The organism is Cupriavidus sp. a3 (assembly GCF_051015765.1).
In the GTDB taxonomy this organism is placed as follows: domain Bacteria; phylum Pseudomonadota; class Gammaproteobacteria; order Burkholderiales; family Burkholderiaceae; genus Cupriavidus; species Cupriavidus oxalaticus_A.
The window spans coordinates 508,265-524,412 of record NZ_CP170645.1; the positions used below are offsets into that span (position 1 = coordinate 508,265).

Sequence of the window (16,148 nt, forward strand, 5' to 3'; positions counted from 1 at the left end):
GTAAGCGTCCGGGCAACCCGTCTTGAATTGCAGTGAGGGCCTTGGGAGTATCGTGTCCACTTAACGAATAGGTGGATACGTGGACACTATCGAAGAAGAAGCGCCGCTCGGACGACGTCGCCGCCGCCGCTACAGCCGCGAATTCAAGGCGCAGGTGGTTGCCGCATGCCAGGGACCAGGAGTTTCGATTGCAGCAATTGCGTTGCATCACAAGCTCAACGCGAACCTGCTCAGGCGCTGGGTTGATCAGGCCGAAGGGAATGTGCCGGCCCCGATCGTCAGTGGCGCCGTGGCGGTCCAGCCGGCAGCGATGCCGGCATTCGTGCCGGTGCCACTTGAGACGAGGAACCTGCGCTCAACCGAGATCCGCATCGAAGTCCGTCGCCCAGACCAGTCGATCACAGTAAGTTGGCCGACATCCGAAGCAGCGCAATGCGTTGCGTGGCTGCGCGAGTGGCTGGCGTGATCCGCATTGACGAGGTTTGGCTGGCCGTCGATCCGCTGGACATGCGGGCCGGGTTCGACACGGCGCTGGCCCGGGTGGTCACGGTGTTCGGCGCCGCCCATCCGCACCATGCCTACCTGTTTGCCAATCGCCGGGCCAACCGCATGAAGGTCCTGGTTCACGACGGCATCGGCATCTGGTTGGCAGCACGCCGGTTAAATCAAGGGCAGTTCGCATGGCCGCGTTCCAGCGAACCAAAGCAATACCCACTGACGCACGAACAGTTGGCCGGCCTGGTGCTTGGATTGCCATGGCAGCGCATCGGTCAGGACGGAGTGATACGAGTCGTGTAACGTCCGCAATTGCAATCGGTGCGCGTGCCGATGTCCGTGGAATGCCGGGTGCGGCACAATGGCCGGCATGATCGACACCGTACAACTCCAAGGCATGAACGCAGACCAACTGCGGGCGCTGGCCATGGAGTTGATGTCGGAAGTGCGGGCACGGGACAGCGAGTTGCGCCTCAAAGATACCCGCATTGCCCAGCTCACGCATGAGATGGCTGTGCTGAAACGGTGGAAGTTTGCTGCCCGTAGCGAGAAGCTTCCAGCCGAGCAACAGAGCTTGCTGGACGAGGCCATCGACGCAGACCTGATCGCCCTCGAACACGAGCTCGAACAGCTCGCCAGCCAACCGAAGGACGAGTCCCCGCCGAACAAACCGCGCCGTGCGCCGCTGCCGCCGAATCTGCCGCGTGTCGAAATTCGCCATGAACCGACGTCGACCACGTGTGGTTGCGGCTGTCAGCTCAAGCGCATTGGCGAAGACGTGAGCGAGAAGCTGGACTATACGCCCGGCGTGTTCACCGTCGAGCGTCATGTGCGCGGCAAATGGGTGTGCGCGCAATGCGAAACGCTGACTCAGGCCCCGGTGCCGGCACAGGTGATCGACAAGGGAATCCCTACCGCCGGATTGCTTGCGCAGGTCCTGGTGGCCAAATACAACGATCACTTGCCGCTATATCGGCAGGAACGCATCTTCGAGCGTGCAGGGCTAGCCATTCCTCGGTCCACGCTCGCGCAATGGGTCGGCATGTGCGGCGTGCAACTGCAACCACTGGTGGACGCGCTCAAGAAGCAGATTCTGCAACATCGCGTGCTACATGCCGATGAGACGCCAGTGGCCATGCTCAGTCCCGGCAAGGGCAAGACACAGCGCGCCTATCTTTGGACGTATTGCCCTGGGGCATTCGAGGATCTGCGCGCAGTGGTGTACGACTTCGCCGACAGTCGCGCGGGCGAGCATGCGAGGAACTTCCTTGGCAACTGGAAAGGTCAGCTCGTCTGCGACGACTTCACCGGCTATAAGGCGCTGTTTGCCCAAGGCATTACCGAGTTGGGTTGTATGGCTCACTCGAGGCGTAAGTTTTACGACCTCCACGCGGCGAGTAAAAGCCATATTGCACAGGATGCCCTGCAGTACATAGGTGAGCTCTACGAGATCGAGCGAGAAGTGCAGCAGGTTGCTGCACAATTGCGGCTGGAAATCCGGCAACAACGTGCGCGGCCGATTGCCAATGCACTCCATGCGTGGATGACCGGACAACGCACTCGTGTGAGCGACGGATCTGCTACCGCCAAGGCACTGGACTACAGTCTACGGAGATGGGCTGCGCTGACGCGGTACCTCGACGATCCGCAGGTCCCCATTGATAACAACTGGTGCGAAAACCAGATACGTCCGATTGCCCTTGGCCGGGCCAACTGGCTGTTCGCGGGCTCGCTACGGGCAGGCCGTCGCGCTGCTGCAGTTATGAGCCTGCTTCAATCTGCCCGGCTGAACGGTCACGATCCCTACGCCTATCTCAAGGACGTCCTCGCCCGGCTGCCAGCGCAGCCCGCCAGTCGCATTGAAGAGCTTCTGCCTCATCACTGGCAACTCCCACCGTCCTGACCGCGGCCCTGTCGTCAAGACGAGATCACCGCGCGCTTACGTACACCGCGCTGGAGAACAAGACCGTGGACGGCCAAGAGAACAGCTACGCAACGATCGAGAGCGCCAAGATCAACGAGGTTCAGAAGTACCTGGCGCCCACGCGCCACGTCTACGCCTCCCAGCTCATCCTCTTCGGCAAGAAGTTCTGGGATCGTCTGTCGGCTGACGAGCAAAAGATCCTGCAGGAGTCTGCCCAAGAGGCGATTCAGGCCCAGCGGCTGGCGGCTCGCTCGCTTGAGGCAAAGGCGCGCGAAACGTTGCAGAAGAAGGGTCTGAAGTTTAGTGAAATCACCCCCCAAGAAATGGCGCGGTTGAAGGAGCGGGTCAAGCCGGTTATCGAGAAGCACACCGCATCGCTGCCTTCCGATCTGAAGACCGAGTTCTTTGCCGAGGTCGAGAAGGCTCGCTCCACGAAGTAGCCATCAGCTTCTCGACCAACACCCGCATACCACCACTTTTGGAGAGACAGACATGAAGCTGTTGCTGCCGCAAACCGATGGGGGCCTTCGCCCCTACACCCTCGTGAACGACACGCCGCTCTACGCAAGCGTTCCGAAGGCCCCCTTCAACCGCGTCGTCTACGCAGCCGCCCACGTCGTCGTGGATCCGCTGCGCTCGCCCGATCCGTGGGACAGCAAGCCCGTCATCGACTGGGATACTACCCTTGCGTTCCGCGATCACCTTTGGCGCCATGGCTTCATGATCGCCGAGGCGATGGACACTTCCCAGCGTGGCATGGGCCTGGACTGGGCCACGGCGCGGGAACTCATTGAGCGCAGCGTTGCACACGCGAAGACGGTCCCTGGAGCCGACCTTGCCTGCGGTGCCGGAACCGACCAGCTTGTGGCCACGGCTTCCACTACGCTGGCCGATGTGGTGGCGGCATACGAAGAGCAGATTCAGGCGATCGAAGCGTGCGGCGGTCGCATCATTCTGATGGCCAGCCGGGCCTTGGCCCAGGTGGCCAAGGGCGCCGACGACTACAGCGCCGTCTACGGGAAACTGCTGCGCCAGTGCAAGGACAAGGTGATCCTCCACTGGCTGGGCGAAATGTTCGACCCGGAACTCAAGGGCTATTGGGGTACCGGCGACCTGAACCAGGCCATGGAAACCGTCTTGGGCATCATTGCCGAGAACGCCGACCATATCGACGGGATCAAGATCTCCCTGCTCGACCCGGTCTGGGAGGAACGGTTGCGCGCCCGCCTGCCCGCAGGCATCAAGATGTTCACGGGCGACGACTTCAACTACGGTGAACTGATTGCCGGCGACGGCGAGCACTATTCCCACGGCCTGCTCGGCATCTTCGATCCGATCGCACCGGTTGCGGCGGCCGCACTCAGCGAGCTGGCACGCGGCGACGTCGAATCCTACAACCGCATTATTGCCCCGACGGTTCCGCTTGGGCGCGAAGTGTTCTGTGCTCCGACGCGCTACTACAAGGCCGGCGTCGTCTTCATCGCGTGGCTCAACGGCTTGCAGAGCCATTTCAGCATGGTCGGCGGCATGGAATCCGCGCGCAGCGTCGCCCACTATGCGCGAGTGTTCGAACTCGCCGATCAGTGCGGGGCGTTGACCGACCCCGCGCTCGCGCTGCATCGCATGCAGCAGTTTCTTCAAGTCCATGCAGGAGTCTCATCGTGAGCGCCAATCTGAATCTCGAAACGCAGTCTTCCGTCGCCCTCGTAACCGGTGGTCGACGCGGGATCGGCCGGGGAATCGCCTACGCCCTGGCGGCAGCCGGCTTTGATGTCGCGATTGCCGACCTCGAGCAGGACGCTGACGCCGAAGAGACACTTCAAGGCATTCGCGCCCACGGCCGCAAGGCCGCGTTCACCAAGTGCGACATCTCGGATTTGAGTTCGCATGCCGCGGTGCTCGAATCGGTCGAGCGTGAGCTCGGCCCAGTCAGCTGCCTGGTCAACAACGCCGGAGTGAGCGTGGCCAAGCGCGGCGACCTGTTGGAGGCGACGGCTGAGAGCTTCGACCGGCTGATCAATATCAATTTACGCGGTCCCTTCTTCTTCACTCAGCGTGTGGCGGCAGGCTTCATTGCTAAGCCTTCGACCTCTCAGTACCGCTGCATCATCAATGTCTCGTCTGCCAACGCGTTCGCGGCCTCCACGAATCGAGGCGAGTACTGCATCTCGAAGTCGGCGATCAGCATGGCGACCCAGCTGTTTGCGACCCGCCTGGGTGCTGCCGGCATTGGCGTGTTTGAAGTGCGCCCGGGCGTGATCCGGACGGGCATGACGGCTGTCGCTGCTGCGGATTACGACCGTCGCATTGCCGAGGGCTTGACCCCGATCCAGCGTTGGGGCGAGCCCGAGGACATCGGCCGCGCTGTTGCGGCGCTGGCCAGCGGGGCGTTCAGCTTCAGTACCGGTGACGCAATCCATGTGGATGGCGGCCTTCATATCCAGCGCCTCTAAGCCCTAGCATCAGGAGGTCTCAACATGTCTGATTTGCTTCGACTACAAGTTGACGGTCCGGTGGCGCGGATCACCCTCGCTCGCGCGGAGAAGCTCAACGCGCTTACCGTGCCGATGCTGGACGCACTCGATGCAGCCTGCGGGCAGCTCGAGCGCACCCCAAGCGTGCGGGCCGTCGTGCTGGATTCGGAAAACCCAAAGGCTTTTTGCTCCGGTGCCGATATCGCAGAGTGGGGGGCGCTGACGCCAAGTGAGATGTGGCGAGTATGGACTCGCATCGGTCATCGTATCTTCGATCGATTGGCTACGCTTCCCCAACCGACCATCGCGGCCATCCACGGCCTGGCATTCGGCGGAGGCCTGGAATTGGCAATGGCATGCGACTTGCGGGTGGCCGCGTCCAATAGCACCTTCGCCTTGCCGGAAGCATCGGTCGGAGCGATCCCTGGATGGGGCGGCACCAAACGGCTGGCGCGCCTCATCGGCCCCAGCCGGGCGAAGTACATGGTCTTCCGATCTGCCCGCATCGACGCTTCGACGGCGCTCGCCTGGGGGCTAGTGGAGGAAGTGGTCGAAGCCGCATCGCTGTCCATCCGTGCGCACGAGATCGCGCGAGAAATTGCCAGCCGAGCCCCCGAATCCGTCCAGCTTTCCAAGCAACTGATCGACGCCGAGGCAGGTGGTCTTAGCGCCGAAACGATCGCCGCGGGGTTGGCGCTGGCGCTGCCCAACGGTCGTGAAGGCGCCGAAGCATTCAAGGCCAAACGCGATCCCAGCTTCACCGATTCCTGAGGCCATGTCAAATAGCCCTTCCCCCGATCCGACCCGGCTTTCCATCAATACCGCAACGTTGTGGGAGAGCTGCAACCTGGTTGAGGCCGCAGAGGCGCTGCAGCGCCATGGAATCCGCGGCATCGCCCCTTGGCGCAACCGCGTGGCCGAGATAGGTGTTGCGGAAGCGCGACGGGTGCTGGACGATTGCGGCCTCACGGTATCCGGCTTGTGCCGCGGCGGGATGTTCACGGCAGGCGATGATGCCGGAAGACAAGCTGCAATTGACGACAACCTGCGCGCGATCGACGAGGCGGCTGCCCTCGGCGCACGCTGCCTGGTGATGGTGTGCGGCGGCCTGCCACCCGGCTCAAAGGACTTGGACGGCGCCCGAAAAATGGTACGGGATGGGCTCGGAGCCATCCTTGGTCATGCGCGGGCATCCGGTATCCCCATCGCCATCGAGCCGTTGCACCCAATGACTGCAGCAGACCGCAGCGTCATCAATACGCTGGGCCAAGCGCTGGACCTGTGCGATGAGCTTGATCCACAAGGAGCTGCCGCGCTTGGCGTGGCGGTGGATGCCTACCACGTGTGGTGGGATCCTGAACTGAGGGGGCAGCTGAGTCGCGCCGGCAAGGGGCGAATTCACGCGTTCCACATTTGCGACTGGCTGGTGCAGACGACTGATCTCGTGCTTGACCGTGGGATGATGGGCGACGGCGTCATCGACTTGCGACAGTTGCGCAACTGGGTCGAGGAGAACGGCTACGATGGCATGCACGAGGTCGAGATCTTCTCGATGAACGACTGGTGGAAGCGTCCTGTCGACGAAGTTTTGCAGATCTGCAAGGCACGCCATGCTGAAGTCTGTTAATGAAGGCCAGATCGTTCCTGGCGAAGGTGCCAGCACTACGATGAACCGCAAACTCCGTTTGTCTGACATTAAGCCGGGACTCAGGTATGTGAGCCCTGGCATCGTCGTGACCGAGAGCCACATCGTCAACTTTGCGGGCTTGTCTGGCGACTTCTTCGACGTGCACATGGACGACGCCTTTGCGCGGTCGGTGGGGTTCAAAGCGCGCGTCGCACACGGCCTGCTCTGCTTGTCGCTGGTCGACGGCTTGAAGAACCGCAGCACCCTCCAGTTCGATGCAATCGCCTCCCTGGAGTGGACATACCGATTCAGGAAACCTGTCTACGTCGGCGATCGCATCGAAGCGCACATGCGGGTGCTGGAAGCCAGACCAACAAGCAATCCGAGTACTGGCGTCGTTCGGCTCCAGTTACAGGTGATCAATCAACATGGCGACATCGTTCAGGATGGCGTCAATGCGTTGATGGTGAAGAACTGATCGGCCCAGGACATCCTAAGTCACCCCGGGACACAACGAGGGAAGCGCGCCGGTCAGGCCCTCCGGACCTTCCGGAGCGGACGTGGCTGCGGCGCTTCGCCGCTTGACTGTCGAACGATCAGCTTGGGCTCCAGGACGACGCTTTCAAAAGGCCGGTCAGGTTCGGCAATGCGGTCAGCCAGCAAGCGACCCGCCTCCTGGCCAAGCTTCTCCCTGTCAATCGCGACGGTCGTGAGCGCGGGCTTCCACAGGCCCGCTTCAGCCACATCGTCGACGCCGACCACCGAACACTCTCGGCCCGGCTCCAGCCCCAGCTGGCGAAGTCCGAGCATCGCGCCGAAAGCCAGGTCATCGTTGAAGCAGACGATGCCCGTGGGCGGTTCGGGAGCCGCGAACAAAGTAAGCACAGCGTTAAAGCCATCCTCCCGCCCTGGTCGGCACTCGATCACGCGTGAGGGGCCGTCAGGTTCGATCGATTCCACCGCCGACCGAAATCCTGCAAAGCGATCCCGGCCTGTCGAGGTTTCCTTGTTCAGACCGATATAGGCCAATCGCTGATGTCCCAACCCCAGCAGGTGCTTTGTTGCCAGGCCCGTGGCCATCCGATTGTCGTTGCCGACGTAATCGGTCTTCACGCCAGGCACATAGCGACTCACCTGCACAACAGGAATGCGCCACTGTTGGACACGCTGTAGGTGCGCCTTCGGTGTTCCGATCGCGGGAGTGAGAAGCAGACCTTCGACACTGTACTCACGCAGCGTTTCTAAGAAACGTAGCTGACGTTCCACGGACTCCGCACAGTTGCCGAGTACCAGGGCGCGACCCGCGTTCTCCAATGCAGCCTGGATGCCAGCGGTCACGTCAGCATAGTAGGGGTTGACGAGATCGCAGATCGAGACGCCAACAATGCTTGAGCGGCGGTTGCGAAGATTGGCGGCTGCACGGTGATACACGTAGCCCAAGTCGCGCATCACTTTCTGCACATGAGCTCGGGTCGCGTCCGCTACCAAGGGGCTGTCGTTGAGAACCATCGAGACGGTCCCGGTGGCCACTCCGGCCTCGCGGGCAACGTCCTTGAGGGTAATTCTATTTGTCGCCATGACGATGATATTGCTGAATCGATTCAAAACCAAGCATACCTTCTTTGCGGCCCCTTCGAAACGGGCAGAGCCGGTTTTTCTCGCGTCTTTCCCGCCTCTTCCGGTGCGTTCTCGCGCTTCATCCGGGCACACACCTAAGGGTTTACGCGATCAAAAGGGTTTACACCAATCCCCGATCGTTTTGAATCGGTTCAAAGTCCGGTTTTCTTCTGGAATCACGAAATGAAGATCAAAGGCTTACGCTGGTGGATCGTCGGGCTGATCATGCTTGGTACGATCTTCAACTACCTGGCACGCAGTTCCCTATCGGTCGCAGCGCCAACCTTGACCGAGAAGTTGCAACTGACCACGCAGCAATACTCCTACGTCGTTGCCGCCTTCCAGGCCGCATACACGGTGATGCAGCCGATCGCAGGCCTGATCCTCGATTGGGTTGGCCTAAAAATCGGTTTCGCCCTGTTTGCCGTCGGTTGGGCGGTGGCCAACATGTTGCACGGGTTTTCGACAAGTTGGCAGTCGCTCGCGGTATTCCGCGGCCTGCTCGGCTTGACCGAAGCCGCCATTTTCCCCGCAGGGATGAAGACGATCTCCCAGTGGTTTCCCGCGCGGGAGCGCTCAGTTGCAACGGGTTGGCTGAACAGCGGCACGTCGGTCGGGTCAATGCTCGCCCCTCCTCTCGTTGTGTTCTGCATCATCACGTTCAACTGGCAGACCGCATTTGCGGTCACGGGTGCGATCGCATTGATCTGGGTTGCGCTGTGGCTTGCGTTCTATCACGCGCCCAAGGACCACCCTAACCTGTCAGAGCAGGAGCGACACCTCATCCTTGATGGACAGGAGGCGAGCAAGCAAGAAACCGGTGCGCGACCGTCGTGGAGGCACATCTTGGGCGAGCGCCGCTTCTGGGGGATCGGCATCCCTCGATTGCTGGCCGAGCCGGCTTGGCAAACATTCAGCTTCTGGATCCCGCTGTATTTGGTGTCTGTGCGCCATATGGATCTCAAGGAGATCGCCATGTTCGGATGGCTGCCATTCCTTGCTGCCGACCTGGGCTGCGTCGTGGGCGGCTATCTGGCGCCCTACTTCATGAAACGCTTCAAGGTATCGTTGATCACCTCGCGCAAGCTCGTGGTAGTCACTGGCGCGCTGCTAATGGTTGGACCTGCCTGCATCGGCCTTGCAGAGAGCCCGTATACCGCGATTGCGCTCTTCTGCGTCGGCGGCTTCGCGCACCAAGCCATCTCGGGAGCCCTCTTCACACTGGCATCGGACGTCTTTGGCCAACACGAAGTGGCAACGGCCACGGGGCTGACGGGCATGCTGGGCTGGATTGGCGGATTATCCTTTTCCCTCGTAGTGGGCGCGCTTGCCACGACAATTGGCTACAACCCACTATTCTTCTGCCTCTTGGTGTTCGACCTGCTTGGTGCCGTGATCGTCTGGCGTATGGTGGCCGGTGAGCCGGCCGCGGAAGGGGACATCGGCCGGCACGCGGAGCCCGCCGAAGCATAAGGAAGAGAGGCCATTAGCCCAAGGCCCAGCCCAGGTTCCTGAGCTGGGCTTCGCGGCGACCGCCTTCACATCGATTGCCGCTCACCGGACCGTCGGAAGATCCCCGCGCGCAGCGGCGCACTCGTGCCACCATCAGCACCCGCTGACTATGGTGCATTAGGCTCCCACTTCCTGAATTGGCTGGCAGTCCTACCTGCCTACGCCTTGAGCGACCGCATCTGGCTGTTGCGCCTCTTGGCTTAGCCACTTGCCACGACAGCAAACGGAAGAACCCTCCGGTGTCGCTGACCCAGCTGTTCATGGGCACTCTTGAGCATTCCGCCCCGCTTTCGCCCGGCACGCCCGCGAACAAGTGACGGTAGCTTCCCCCAAAGCGCAGCGATTTTGGTAGGTCCGCCCCGACGCTCCTCGCTCGCATTTCGTCAACGCAACGGGTTTACACCGATCCTCACAAACATTGAACCGCTTCAAAATTGAATCGGTTCAAAGAGATAAAGGATTGGAGACAGCCATGCTGAATAAACTGGTCGACGGCTACTGCAAGCTGCTCGATGCTTTGATTGCACTGGCGCTTGCTGTCATGGTGGTGCTGGTGTTCGGCAACGTGGTGTTGCGCTACGCCTTCAACACCGGCATCACGGTGTCGGATGAGGTTTCCCGCTGGCTTTTTGTGTGGTTGGTTTTTCTTGGCGCCATCGTTGCGCTCAAGGAAGGCGGCCACCTGGGCAGCGACATGCTCGTCTCGCGTTTGCCCGTCGCGGGCAAGAAGATCTGCCTTGTGCTGGGGCACCTGTTGATGCTCTACATCAGCTGGCTTTTGCTCACTGGCAGCCTGGCCCAAGTTCAGATCAACCTCAGCGTCGAAGCGCCGGTCACCGGCGCATCCGTAGGCATCTTCTATTCGGCTGGTGTGGTATTCGCTGTTTCGGCAGGACTGTTGCTGTTGCGCAGCCTGTGGCGTGTGTTGGCCGGGCAATTGAGCGAAAGCGAGCTAGTCATGGTCAAGGAATCCGAAGAGGCGGCCGAACTCGAGGAACTCCAAGCCCAACTCGCCAGGGAAAACGCCGCGGTGCCGGCGACTATCAACACCCACGTGGGGAAGAAGCCATGACCATCGCAATCTTTCTCGGGGCGCTGATCGGCGCAATGGCGGTGGGCATCCCGATCGCTTTCGCACTGCTGGCCTCAGGCGTGGCCCTCATGTGGCACCTGGACTTGTTCGACGCCCAGATCCTGGCGCAGAACGTTATCAACGGTGCCGACAGCTTCCCGCTCCTGGCAGTGCCCTTCTTCATGCTGGCTGGTGAAATCATGAACGTTGGCGGCCTGTCCAGGCGCATCGTCGATTTCGCGCTATCGCTGGTCGGCCACATCAAGGGCGGGTTGGGCTATGTGGCTATCCTCGCTGCAATCCTGTTGTCCGCGCTGTCGGGTTCAGCGGTGGCGGATGCAGCCGCGCTAACTGCGCTGCTGCTACCCATGATGGTGGCCGCCGGGCACGACAAGGCGCAGTCGGGCGGCCTGATCGCCGCCTCTGGCGTGATCGGGCCGGTTATCCCGCCGTCGATCGGGTTCGTGATCTTCGGCGTGGCGGCCAACGTCTCGATCTCCAAACTGTTCCTGGCTGGTATCTCGCCGGGCATCCTGATCGGTGCCTCGCTGTGCCTGACGTGGATGTTGCTCGTCCGTAAGGAAAGGATCGTGCCACCGCCGCGCAAGAGCGGTAAGGAAGTCGTCAAGTCGCTGCGCGAAGCTGCGTGGGCGATGATGCTTCCGGTCATCATCCTCGTGGGCCTGCGTTTCGGTGTCTTCACACCAACCGAGGCGGCGGTGGTCGCGGCGGTGTACGCATTCTTTGTCGCGGCGGTGATCTACCGCGAACTCAAGCTCAAGGAGTTGTACGCAGTGTTCGTCAGCGCGGCGAAAACCACGTCTGTGATCATGTTCCTGGTGGCGGCGGCGTTGGTGTCGGCTTGGCTGATCACAGTAGCCGACCTGCCGAGCAAAGTCATCGACCTGCTCGAGCCCTTCATGGGCAATAAGACACTGCTACTGATCGCAATCATGGTGCTGTGCATGGTTGTTGGCACGGCGATGGATATGACGCCCACCATCCTGATTCTAACGCCGGTGCTGATGCCAGTGATTAAGCAGGCGGGTATCGATCCCGTGTACTTCGGGGTGCTGTTCATCATCAACAACTCGATAGGCTTGGTGACACCACCGGTGGGAACGGTCCTCAACGTGGTCGCTGGCGTCGGACGTATGAAGATGGATCACGTCACGCGAGGGGTTCTGCCGTTCATGCTGGCCGAGTTCGTCGTTCTGTTCCTAATGGTTCTTTTCCCGCAACTCGTCACTGTGCCGGCCAAGTGGTTTGGCGCATGAGAAGTATCCGGCCCTGCTGCGTGTTCGCAGTCGGGCGTGCAAGCGATGCCTTGGGTCGACGGTCGGAGTGAGCAATCGGAGTGCTTCAACGCACCGCTGACGCATAGCCTTGTCGCAGAAGCGGTGAAATCAACAGCTGCATTAGCCATCAAAAGTCCCAACTGAAGAAGCGGGAAATCTAACTACAACGGAGAGAGGAAAAGATCATGAAGCAACAACTCGTTCTTTGTGCGGCAGCGATCGGATGTACGGTGAGTCCGCTTGCCCAGGCAGAAGGTTCGGTGACCCTGTACGGGCTTGTCGATACCACGATTCGATACACCACCAACGAAAATGCGGCAGGCGATCGCAAGGTACAGATGTCCGACGGCGTATTGACGGGAAGCCGCTGGGGCATACTTGGCAAGGAAGAGCTCGGTAACAACTATCAAGCGCTCTTCGTGCTCGAATCCGGGTTCGCCCCGGATACCGGACAAAGCCTCCAAGGTGGCCGACTCTTCGGACGCCGTGCATTTGTTGGCCTGCAAGGGGAATTCGGCACAGTTACATTGGGCCGTCAGTTCACCGTCATCCACGAAGCTATCGCTATCAACGATGCCATGGCGCTAGCGAATCTGGGCCTGGTTGGCTTTCAGGGCGGTAACTACACCGGTGGTGTACGGCAGGACAATATGCTCAAGTACACGGGCATCTTTGGTGGGTTCACGTTTGCAGCCCAGCATGCGTTCGGTGAGACTGCCGGTAGCTTCGCAAGATCCTCCTCGACAGGAGGCAGCATTACGTACGCGACCGGTCCTTTCTCTCTCACCGGCGGCTATCAGATCATTCGGGATACAACCACCTATTTTGGTGTCACGGTGCCGACCAGCGACCAAAAGGTGTGGACAGTCGGCGGCAATTACAAGTTGGGGAAAGGGAAGCTGTTCCTGAACTACGTTCACAGCGATGTTGATACTGCCGACTATCGTAACCAGGCGGCTCACCTCGGCATAAGTTATCCCATCGATGGCAGCTGGACTGTCATCGCCTTGGGGAACTACGACCATCTAAACCATGCTTCGCAGTCCGGCAACCGGTACGGTGGATCCATCATGGTGGACTATGCATTCAGTAAGCGGACTGACGTCTATGCCGAGGCGGACTACACCAAGCTGAAAGGCGCCTGGACTAGCTTGGCATCGCAAAACGGCTTCACGACGCCGTTCTTCGGTCACGACAATCGCGTTGGCCTGACCGTCGGCGTTCGCCATAAGTTCTGATCTATAGACGATCACGCGTCGACAGAAAACAATCGCTGTCGACGCATTCCGGCAAGGATGGCTATGGTCCATGCGAGCGCGAAGCCCACCTACGAAGTCTACGCGGCATCTCGGGGGGGTAGCTCAGACCAATGCTTCTTCAGTCAATTTCGAAAAATAGGGAACATATGAGTGCTATCGTAGATATCATCGGTCGCGAGGTTCTCGACTCGCGCGGCAACCCCACCGTCGAATGCGACGTGCTGCTGGAATCCGGCGTGATGGGCCGTGCGGCAGTGCCGTCGGGCGCATCGACCGGTTCGCGCGAAGCCATCGAACTGCGTGACGGCGACAAGTCGCGCTACCTGGGCAAGGGCGTGCTGAAGGCCGTCGAGCACATCTACACCGAAATCTCCGAAGCCATCATGGGCCTGGACGCCTCCGAGCAGGCCTTCCTGGACCGCACCCTGATCGACCTCGACGGCACCGAGAACAAGGGCCGCCTGGGCGCCAACGCCATGCTGGCCGTGTCGATGGCCGTGGCCAAGGCCGCCGCTGAAGAAGCCGGCCTGCCGCTGTACCGCTACTTCGGCGGCTCGGCCGCCATGCAACTGCCGGTGCCGATGATGAACATCGTCAACGGCGGCGCGCACGCCAACAACAGCCTGGACATCCAGGAATTCATGGTCATGCCGGTGTCGCAGACCAGCTTCCGCGAAGCGCTGCGTTGCGGCGCCGAAATCTTCCACGCGCTGAAGAAGATCCTGGCCGACAAGGGCATGTCCACCGCGGTGGGCGACGAGGGCGGTTTCGCCCCGAACTTCTCGTCCAACGAGGAATGCCTGAACACCATCGTGCAAGCCATCGAGAAGGCCGGCTACCGCGCCGGTGAAGACGTGCTGCTGGCGCTGGACTGCGCCGCCAGCGAGTTCTACCACGAAGGCGAAGGCGTGTACCAGCTGGAAGGCGAAGGCCTGAAGCTGACCTCGACCCAGTTCGCCGACTACCTGGCCAACCTGTGCGACAAGTTCCCGATCGTGTCGATCGAGGACGGCATGGCCGAAGGCGACTGGGACGGCTGGAAGACGCTGACCGACAAGCTGGGCAAGCGCGTGCAGCTGGTGGGCGACGACCTGTTCGTCACCAACACCAAGATCCTGAAGGAAGGCATCGAGAAGGGCATCGGCAACTCGATCCTGATCAAGATCAACCAGATCGGCACGCTGACCGAGACCTTCGCCGCCATCGAGATGGCCAAGCGCGCCGGCTACACCGCCGTGATCTCGCACCGCTCGGGCGAAACCGAAGACAGCACCATTGCCGACATCGCCGTGGGCACCAACGCCGGCCAGATCAAGACCGGCTCGCTGTCGCGCTCGGACCGCATGGCCAAGTACAACCAGCTGCTGCGCATCGAGGAAGACCTCGGCGCTATCGCCAGCTACCCGGGCAAGGGCGCGTTCTACTGCTTACGCTAGCAGGCTCCGCAAAAAAGAGGTTCAACGAGGAATTCCGGGGAACGCCGCCTTGATCTTCAGGAAGAAGTATTCCTCGTCACGGTAGCCGTAGGCTCGGCGCTTGATGACTTTGATGGTGTTGTTGATGCCCTCAACGACGCTTGTGTTCAGCGGGTGCCGGCATCGAGCGATGATGCCGTGCCAATAGGTCTGCAAGCGCTGCGCGAACAACTGCAGGGCTGGAATCTGGCTCTGCCTTGCCTGGGCGCACCAATGCTCCCAAGCCTTCTGGGCCCCTGCGGGACGGCGGTAGAACCACAGCCGCTTGAGTTCGTCCTTCAGGATGTAGACGGTCAGCAACGGTTGATTGGCCTGCAGCACGTCATTCAAATGCACGGCTTGAGTGTCGCTCAGGTTTTCCTTGTTGCGCAGAAGCAGCCAGCGCGTGGATTTGAGTACCCGTCTGGCTGGACGGTCGTGCCGCAGGCGATTGGCCTGGTCCACACGGACCCGGTCGATCACCTCGCGCCCATACTTGGCTACCACGTGGAAGAGGTCGAAGACCACCTCAGCCTGCGGGCAATGCTCCCGGATCTCCAGTTCATAGGCAGTTGTCATGTCGATGGCAACGGCTTCGATGCGCTTGGCTACTCCCGCCGGGAGCTGCTCAAAGAAGGCCCGTGCTGTCTCGCGCGAGCGGCCCTGACCGATCCAGAGCACTTGCCGCCCGATCGGATCGACGACGACCGTGGCATAGCGATGGCCCTTGTGCAGCGCGAATTCGTCCATGGCCAGGTAGCGAATGCTGGACCAGTCGGGTTCGACGACTGCCTCGCGCAGACGTGCCTTGTCGATCGTTTTGACGGTGTGCCAGCCCAGATCATAGAAAGCCGCCACCGCTTGCACCGTGCAACTACGCAGTAGCTGACCGCAAGCCTGAGCTAGACGGGTCGTGACACGCTGGTAGCGGCCAAGTCATTCCAAGCGTTCCAGGCGCGGGCCACCGCATTGGTCGCACCACACCCGGCGCCGGGGAACGTGCAGCACGACCCGGTACTCGAACAGCGGAAGATCCCGCACGCGCCGCACCACCGTCTCATGGACCTGCCGGCACTTCGACCCGCATTCCTCGCAGTACATGACTTTGCCGACCGGCTTGAGGTACAGCGCTAGCGTACGGCTTTCCCCTTCAGTCCACACCACCCGTTCCAGCTTGTAGCCATCCCAGCAGCCCAACGCCTGTAGCGTTTTCCGATCCAGCATCCCGTTCCCTAATCGCCGTCTTAACGGCCATTAGGGGTAATCGTTCGAAATGCTCAAAATGTAACGGTGACTCCCCGGGACGCCGCTTCAAGCAAGGCTTTCCGGTTCGCTATCGCCTTGAGAAATTGCTTCTTTGCAAGCTCTTGAATCACAAGTGTTTTCCGAGCCAAAACGTATCAATCTGCTCTAAAA

General features: G+C 60.8%; 15 protein-coding genes and 1 pseudogene. 14 read left to right on the forward strand and 2 right to left on the reverse strand.

Annotated elements, in window-relative coordinates; genetic code table 11:
* Positions 1–79: 79 nt before the first annotated feature.
* The 9 genes from tnpA to ACAD63_RS35285 all read left to right on the forward strand — a co-directional run bounded on the left by tnpA (position 80) and on the right by ACAD63_RS35285 (position 6,998).
* Positions 80–466: an IS66-like element accessory protein TnpA gene (gene tnpA, locus ACAD63_RS35245; RefSeq protein ID WP_434034888.1), complete on the forward strand. Its 387-nt coding sequence runs from the start codon at positions 80–82 to the stop codon at positions 464–466.
* A complete protein-coding gene (tnpB, locus tag ACAD63_RS35250) occupies positions 463–798 on the forward strand; it encodes an IS66 family insertion sequence element accessory protein TnpB (protein WP_026200865.1) in 336 nt (111 codons plus the stop codon). Before tnpA ends, tnpB begins: the two co-directional genes overlap by 4 nt.
* Before the next feature lie 67 nt (positions 799–865).
* Positions 866–2,398, forward strand: a complete 1,533-nt coding sequence (gene tnpC / locus ACAD63_RS35255) for an IS66 family transposase (protein ID WP_434034889.1) — start codon at positions 866–868, stop codon at positions 2,396–2,398.
* Positions 2,399–2,448: 50 nt separating this feature from the next.
* Positions 2,449–2,859, forward strand: a complete 411-nt coding sequence (gene dctP, locus ACAD63_RS35260) for a TRAP transporter substrate-binding protein DctP (RefSeq protein WP_434035087.1) — start codon at positions 2,449–2,451, stop codon at positions 2,857–2,859.
* A 52-nt stretch (positions 2,860–2,911) separates the two neighbouring features.
* Positions 2,912–4,084 carry a dihydrodipicolinate synthase family protein gene (locus ACAD63_RS35265; RefSeq protein WP_434034890.1) on the forward strand — a complete coding sequence of 391 codons (1,173 nt, stop codon included), beginning with the start codon at positions 2,912–2,914 and terminating at the stop codon, positions 4,082–4,084.
* On the forward strand, positions 4,081–4,872 hold the full coding sequence (locus ACAD63_RS35270; RefSeq protein WP_434034891.1) for a 3-ketoacyl-ACP reductase: 792 nt from the start codon (positions 4,081–4,083) through the stop codon (positions 4,870–4,872). The genes ACAD63_RS35265 and ACAD63_RS35270 overlap by 4 nt, the downstream gene beginning before the upstream one ends.
* Before the next feature lie 24 nt (positions 4,873–4,896).
* On the forward strand, positions 4,897–5,664 hold the full coding sequence (locus ACAD63_RS35275) for an enoyl-CoA hydratase/isomerase family protein (RefSeq protein WP_434034892.1): 768 nt from the start codon (positions 4,897–4,899) through the stop codon (positions 5,662–5,664).
* A 4-nt stretch (positions 5,665–5,668) separates the two neighbouring features.
* On the forward strand, positions 5,669–6,520 hold the full coding sequence (locus ACAD63_RS35280) for a sugar phosphate isomerase/epimerase family protein (protein ID WP_434034893.1): 852 nt from the start codon (positions 5,669–5,671) through the stop codon (positions 6,518–6,520).
* Positions 6,504–6,998: a MaoC family dehydratase gene (locus ACAD63_RS35285; RefSeq protein WP_434034894.1), complete on the forward strand. Its 495-nt coding sequence runs from the start codon at positions 6,504–6,506 to the stop codon at positions 6,996–6,998. The genes ACAD63_RS35280 and ACAD63_RS35285 overlap by 17 nt, the downstream gene beginning before the upstream one ends.
* Positions 6,999–7,051: 53 nt before the next feature.
* On the opposite strand, the gene ACAD63_RS35290 is transcribed toward ACAD63_RS35285, so the two are convergent.
* Positions 7,052–8,125, reverse strand: a complete 1,074-nt coding sequence (locus ACAD63_RS35290; RefSeq protein ID WP_434034895.1) for a LacI family DNA-binding transcriptional regulator — start codon at positions 8,123–8,125, stop codon at positions 7,052–7,054.
* A gap of 195 nt (positions 8,126–8,320) precedes the next feature.
* Here ACAD63_RS35290 and ACAD63_RS35295 point away from each other — a divergent pair, with 195 nt between their 5' ends.
* The 5 genes from ACAD63_RS35295 to eno all read left to right on the forward strand — a co-directional run bounded on the left by ACAD63_RS35295 (position 8,321) and on the right by eno (position 14,714).
* Positions 8,321–9,610 (forward strand): MFS transporter, encoded by a 1,290-nt coding sequence (locus ACAD63_RS35295; protein WP_434034896.1) that lies wholly within the window; start codon positions 8,321–8,323, stop codon positions 9,608–9,610.
* A gap of 511 nt (positions 9,611–10,121) precedes the next feature.
* Entirely contained in the window at positions 10,122–10,721 is a 600-nt protein-coding gene (locus ACAD63_RS35300; protein WP_434034897.1) for a TRAP transporter small permease, read from the forward strand.
* Entirely contained in the window at positions 10,718–11,998 is a 1,281-nt protein-coding gene (locus tag ACAD63_RS35305; protein WP_434034898.1) for a TRAP transporter large permease subunit, read from the forward strand. The genes ACAD63_RS35300 and ACAD63_RS35305 overlap by 4 nt, the downstream gene beginning before the upstream one ends.
* A 206-nt stretch (positions 11,999–12,204) precedes the next feature.
* Positions 12,205–13,257 carry a porin gene (locus ACAD63_RS35310; protein WP_434034899.1) on the forward strand — a complete coding sequence of 351 codons (1,053 nt, stop codon included), beginning with the start codon at positions 12,205–12,207 and terminating at the stop codon, positions 13,255–13,257.
* Positions 13,258–13,424: 167 nt separating this feature from the next.
* On the forward strand, positions 13,425–14,714 hold the full coding sequence (eno, locus tag ACAD63_RS35315) for a phosphopyruvate hydratase (protein WP_434034900.1): 1,290 nt from the start codon (positions 13,425–13,427) through the stop codon (positions 14,712–14,714).
* Between the two features lie 21 nt (positions 14,715–14,735).
* Here eno and ACAD63_RS35320 read toward each other — a convergent pair.
* Positions 14,736–15,956 (reverse strand): annotated as a pseudogene (locus tag ACAD63_RS35320) (ISL3 family transposase).
* Positions 15,957–16,148: the final 192 nt, after the last annotated feature.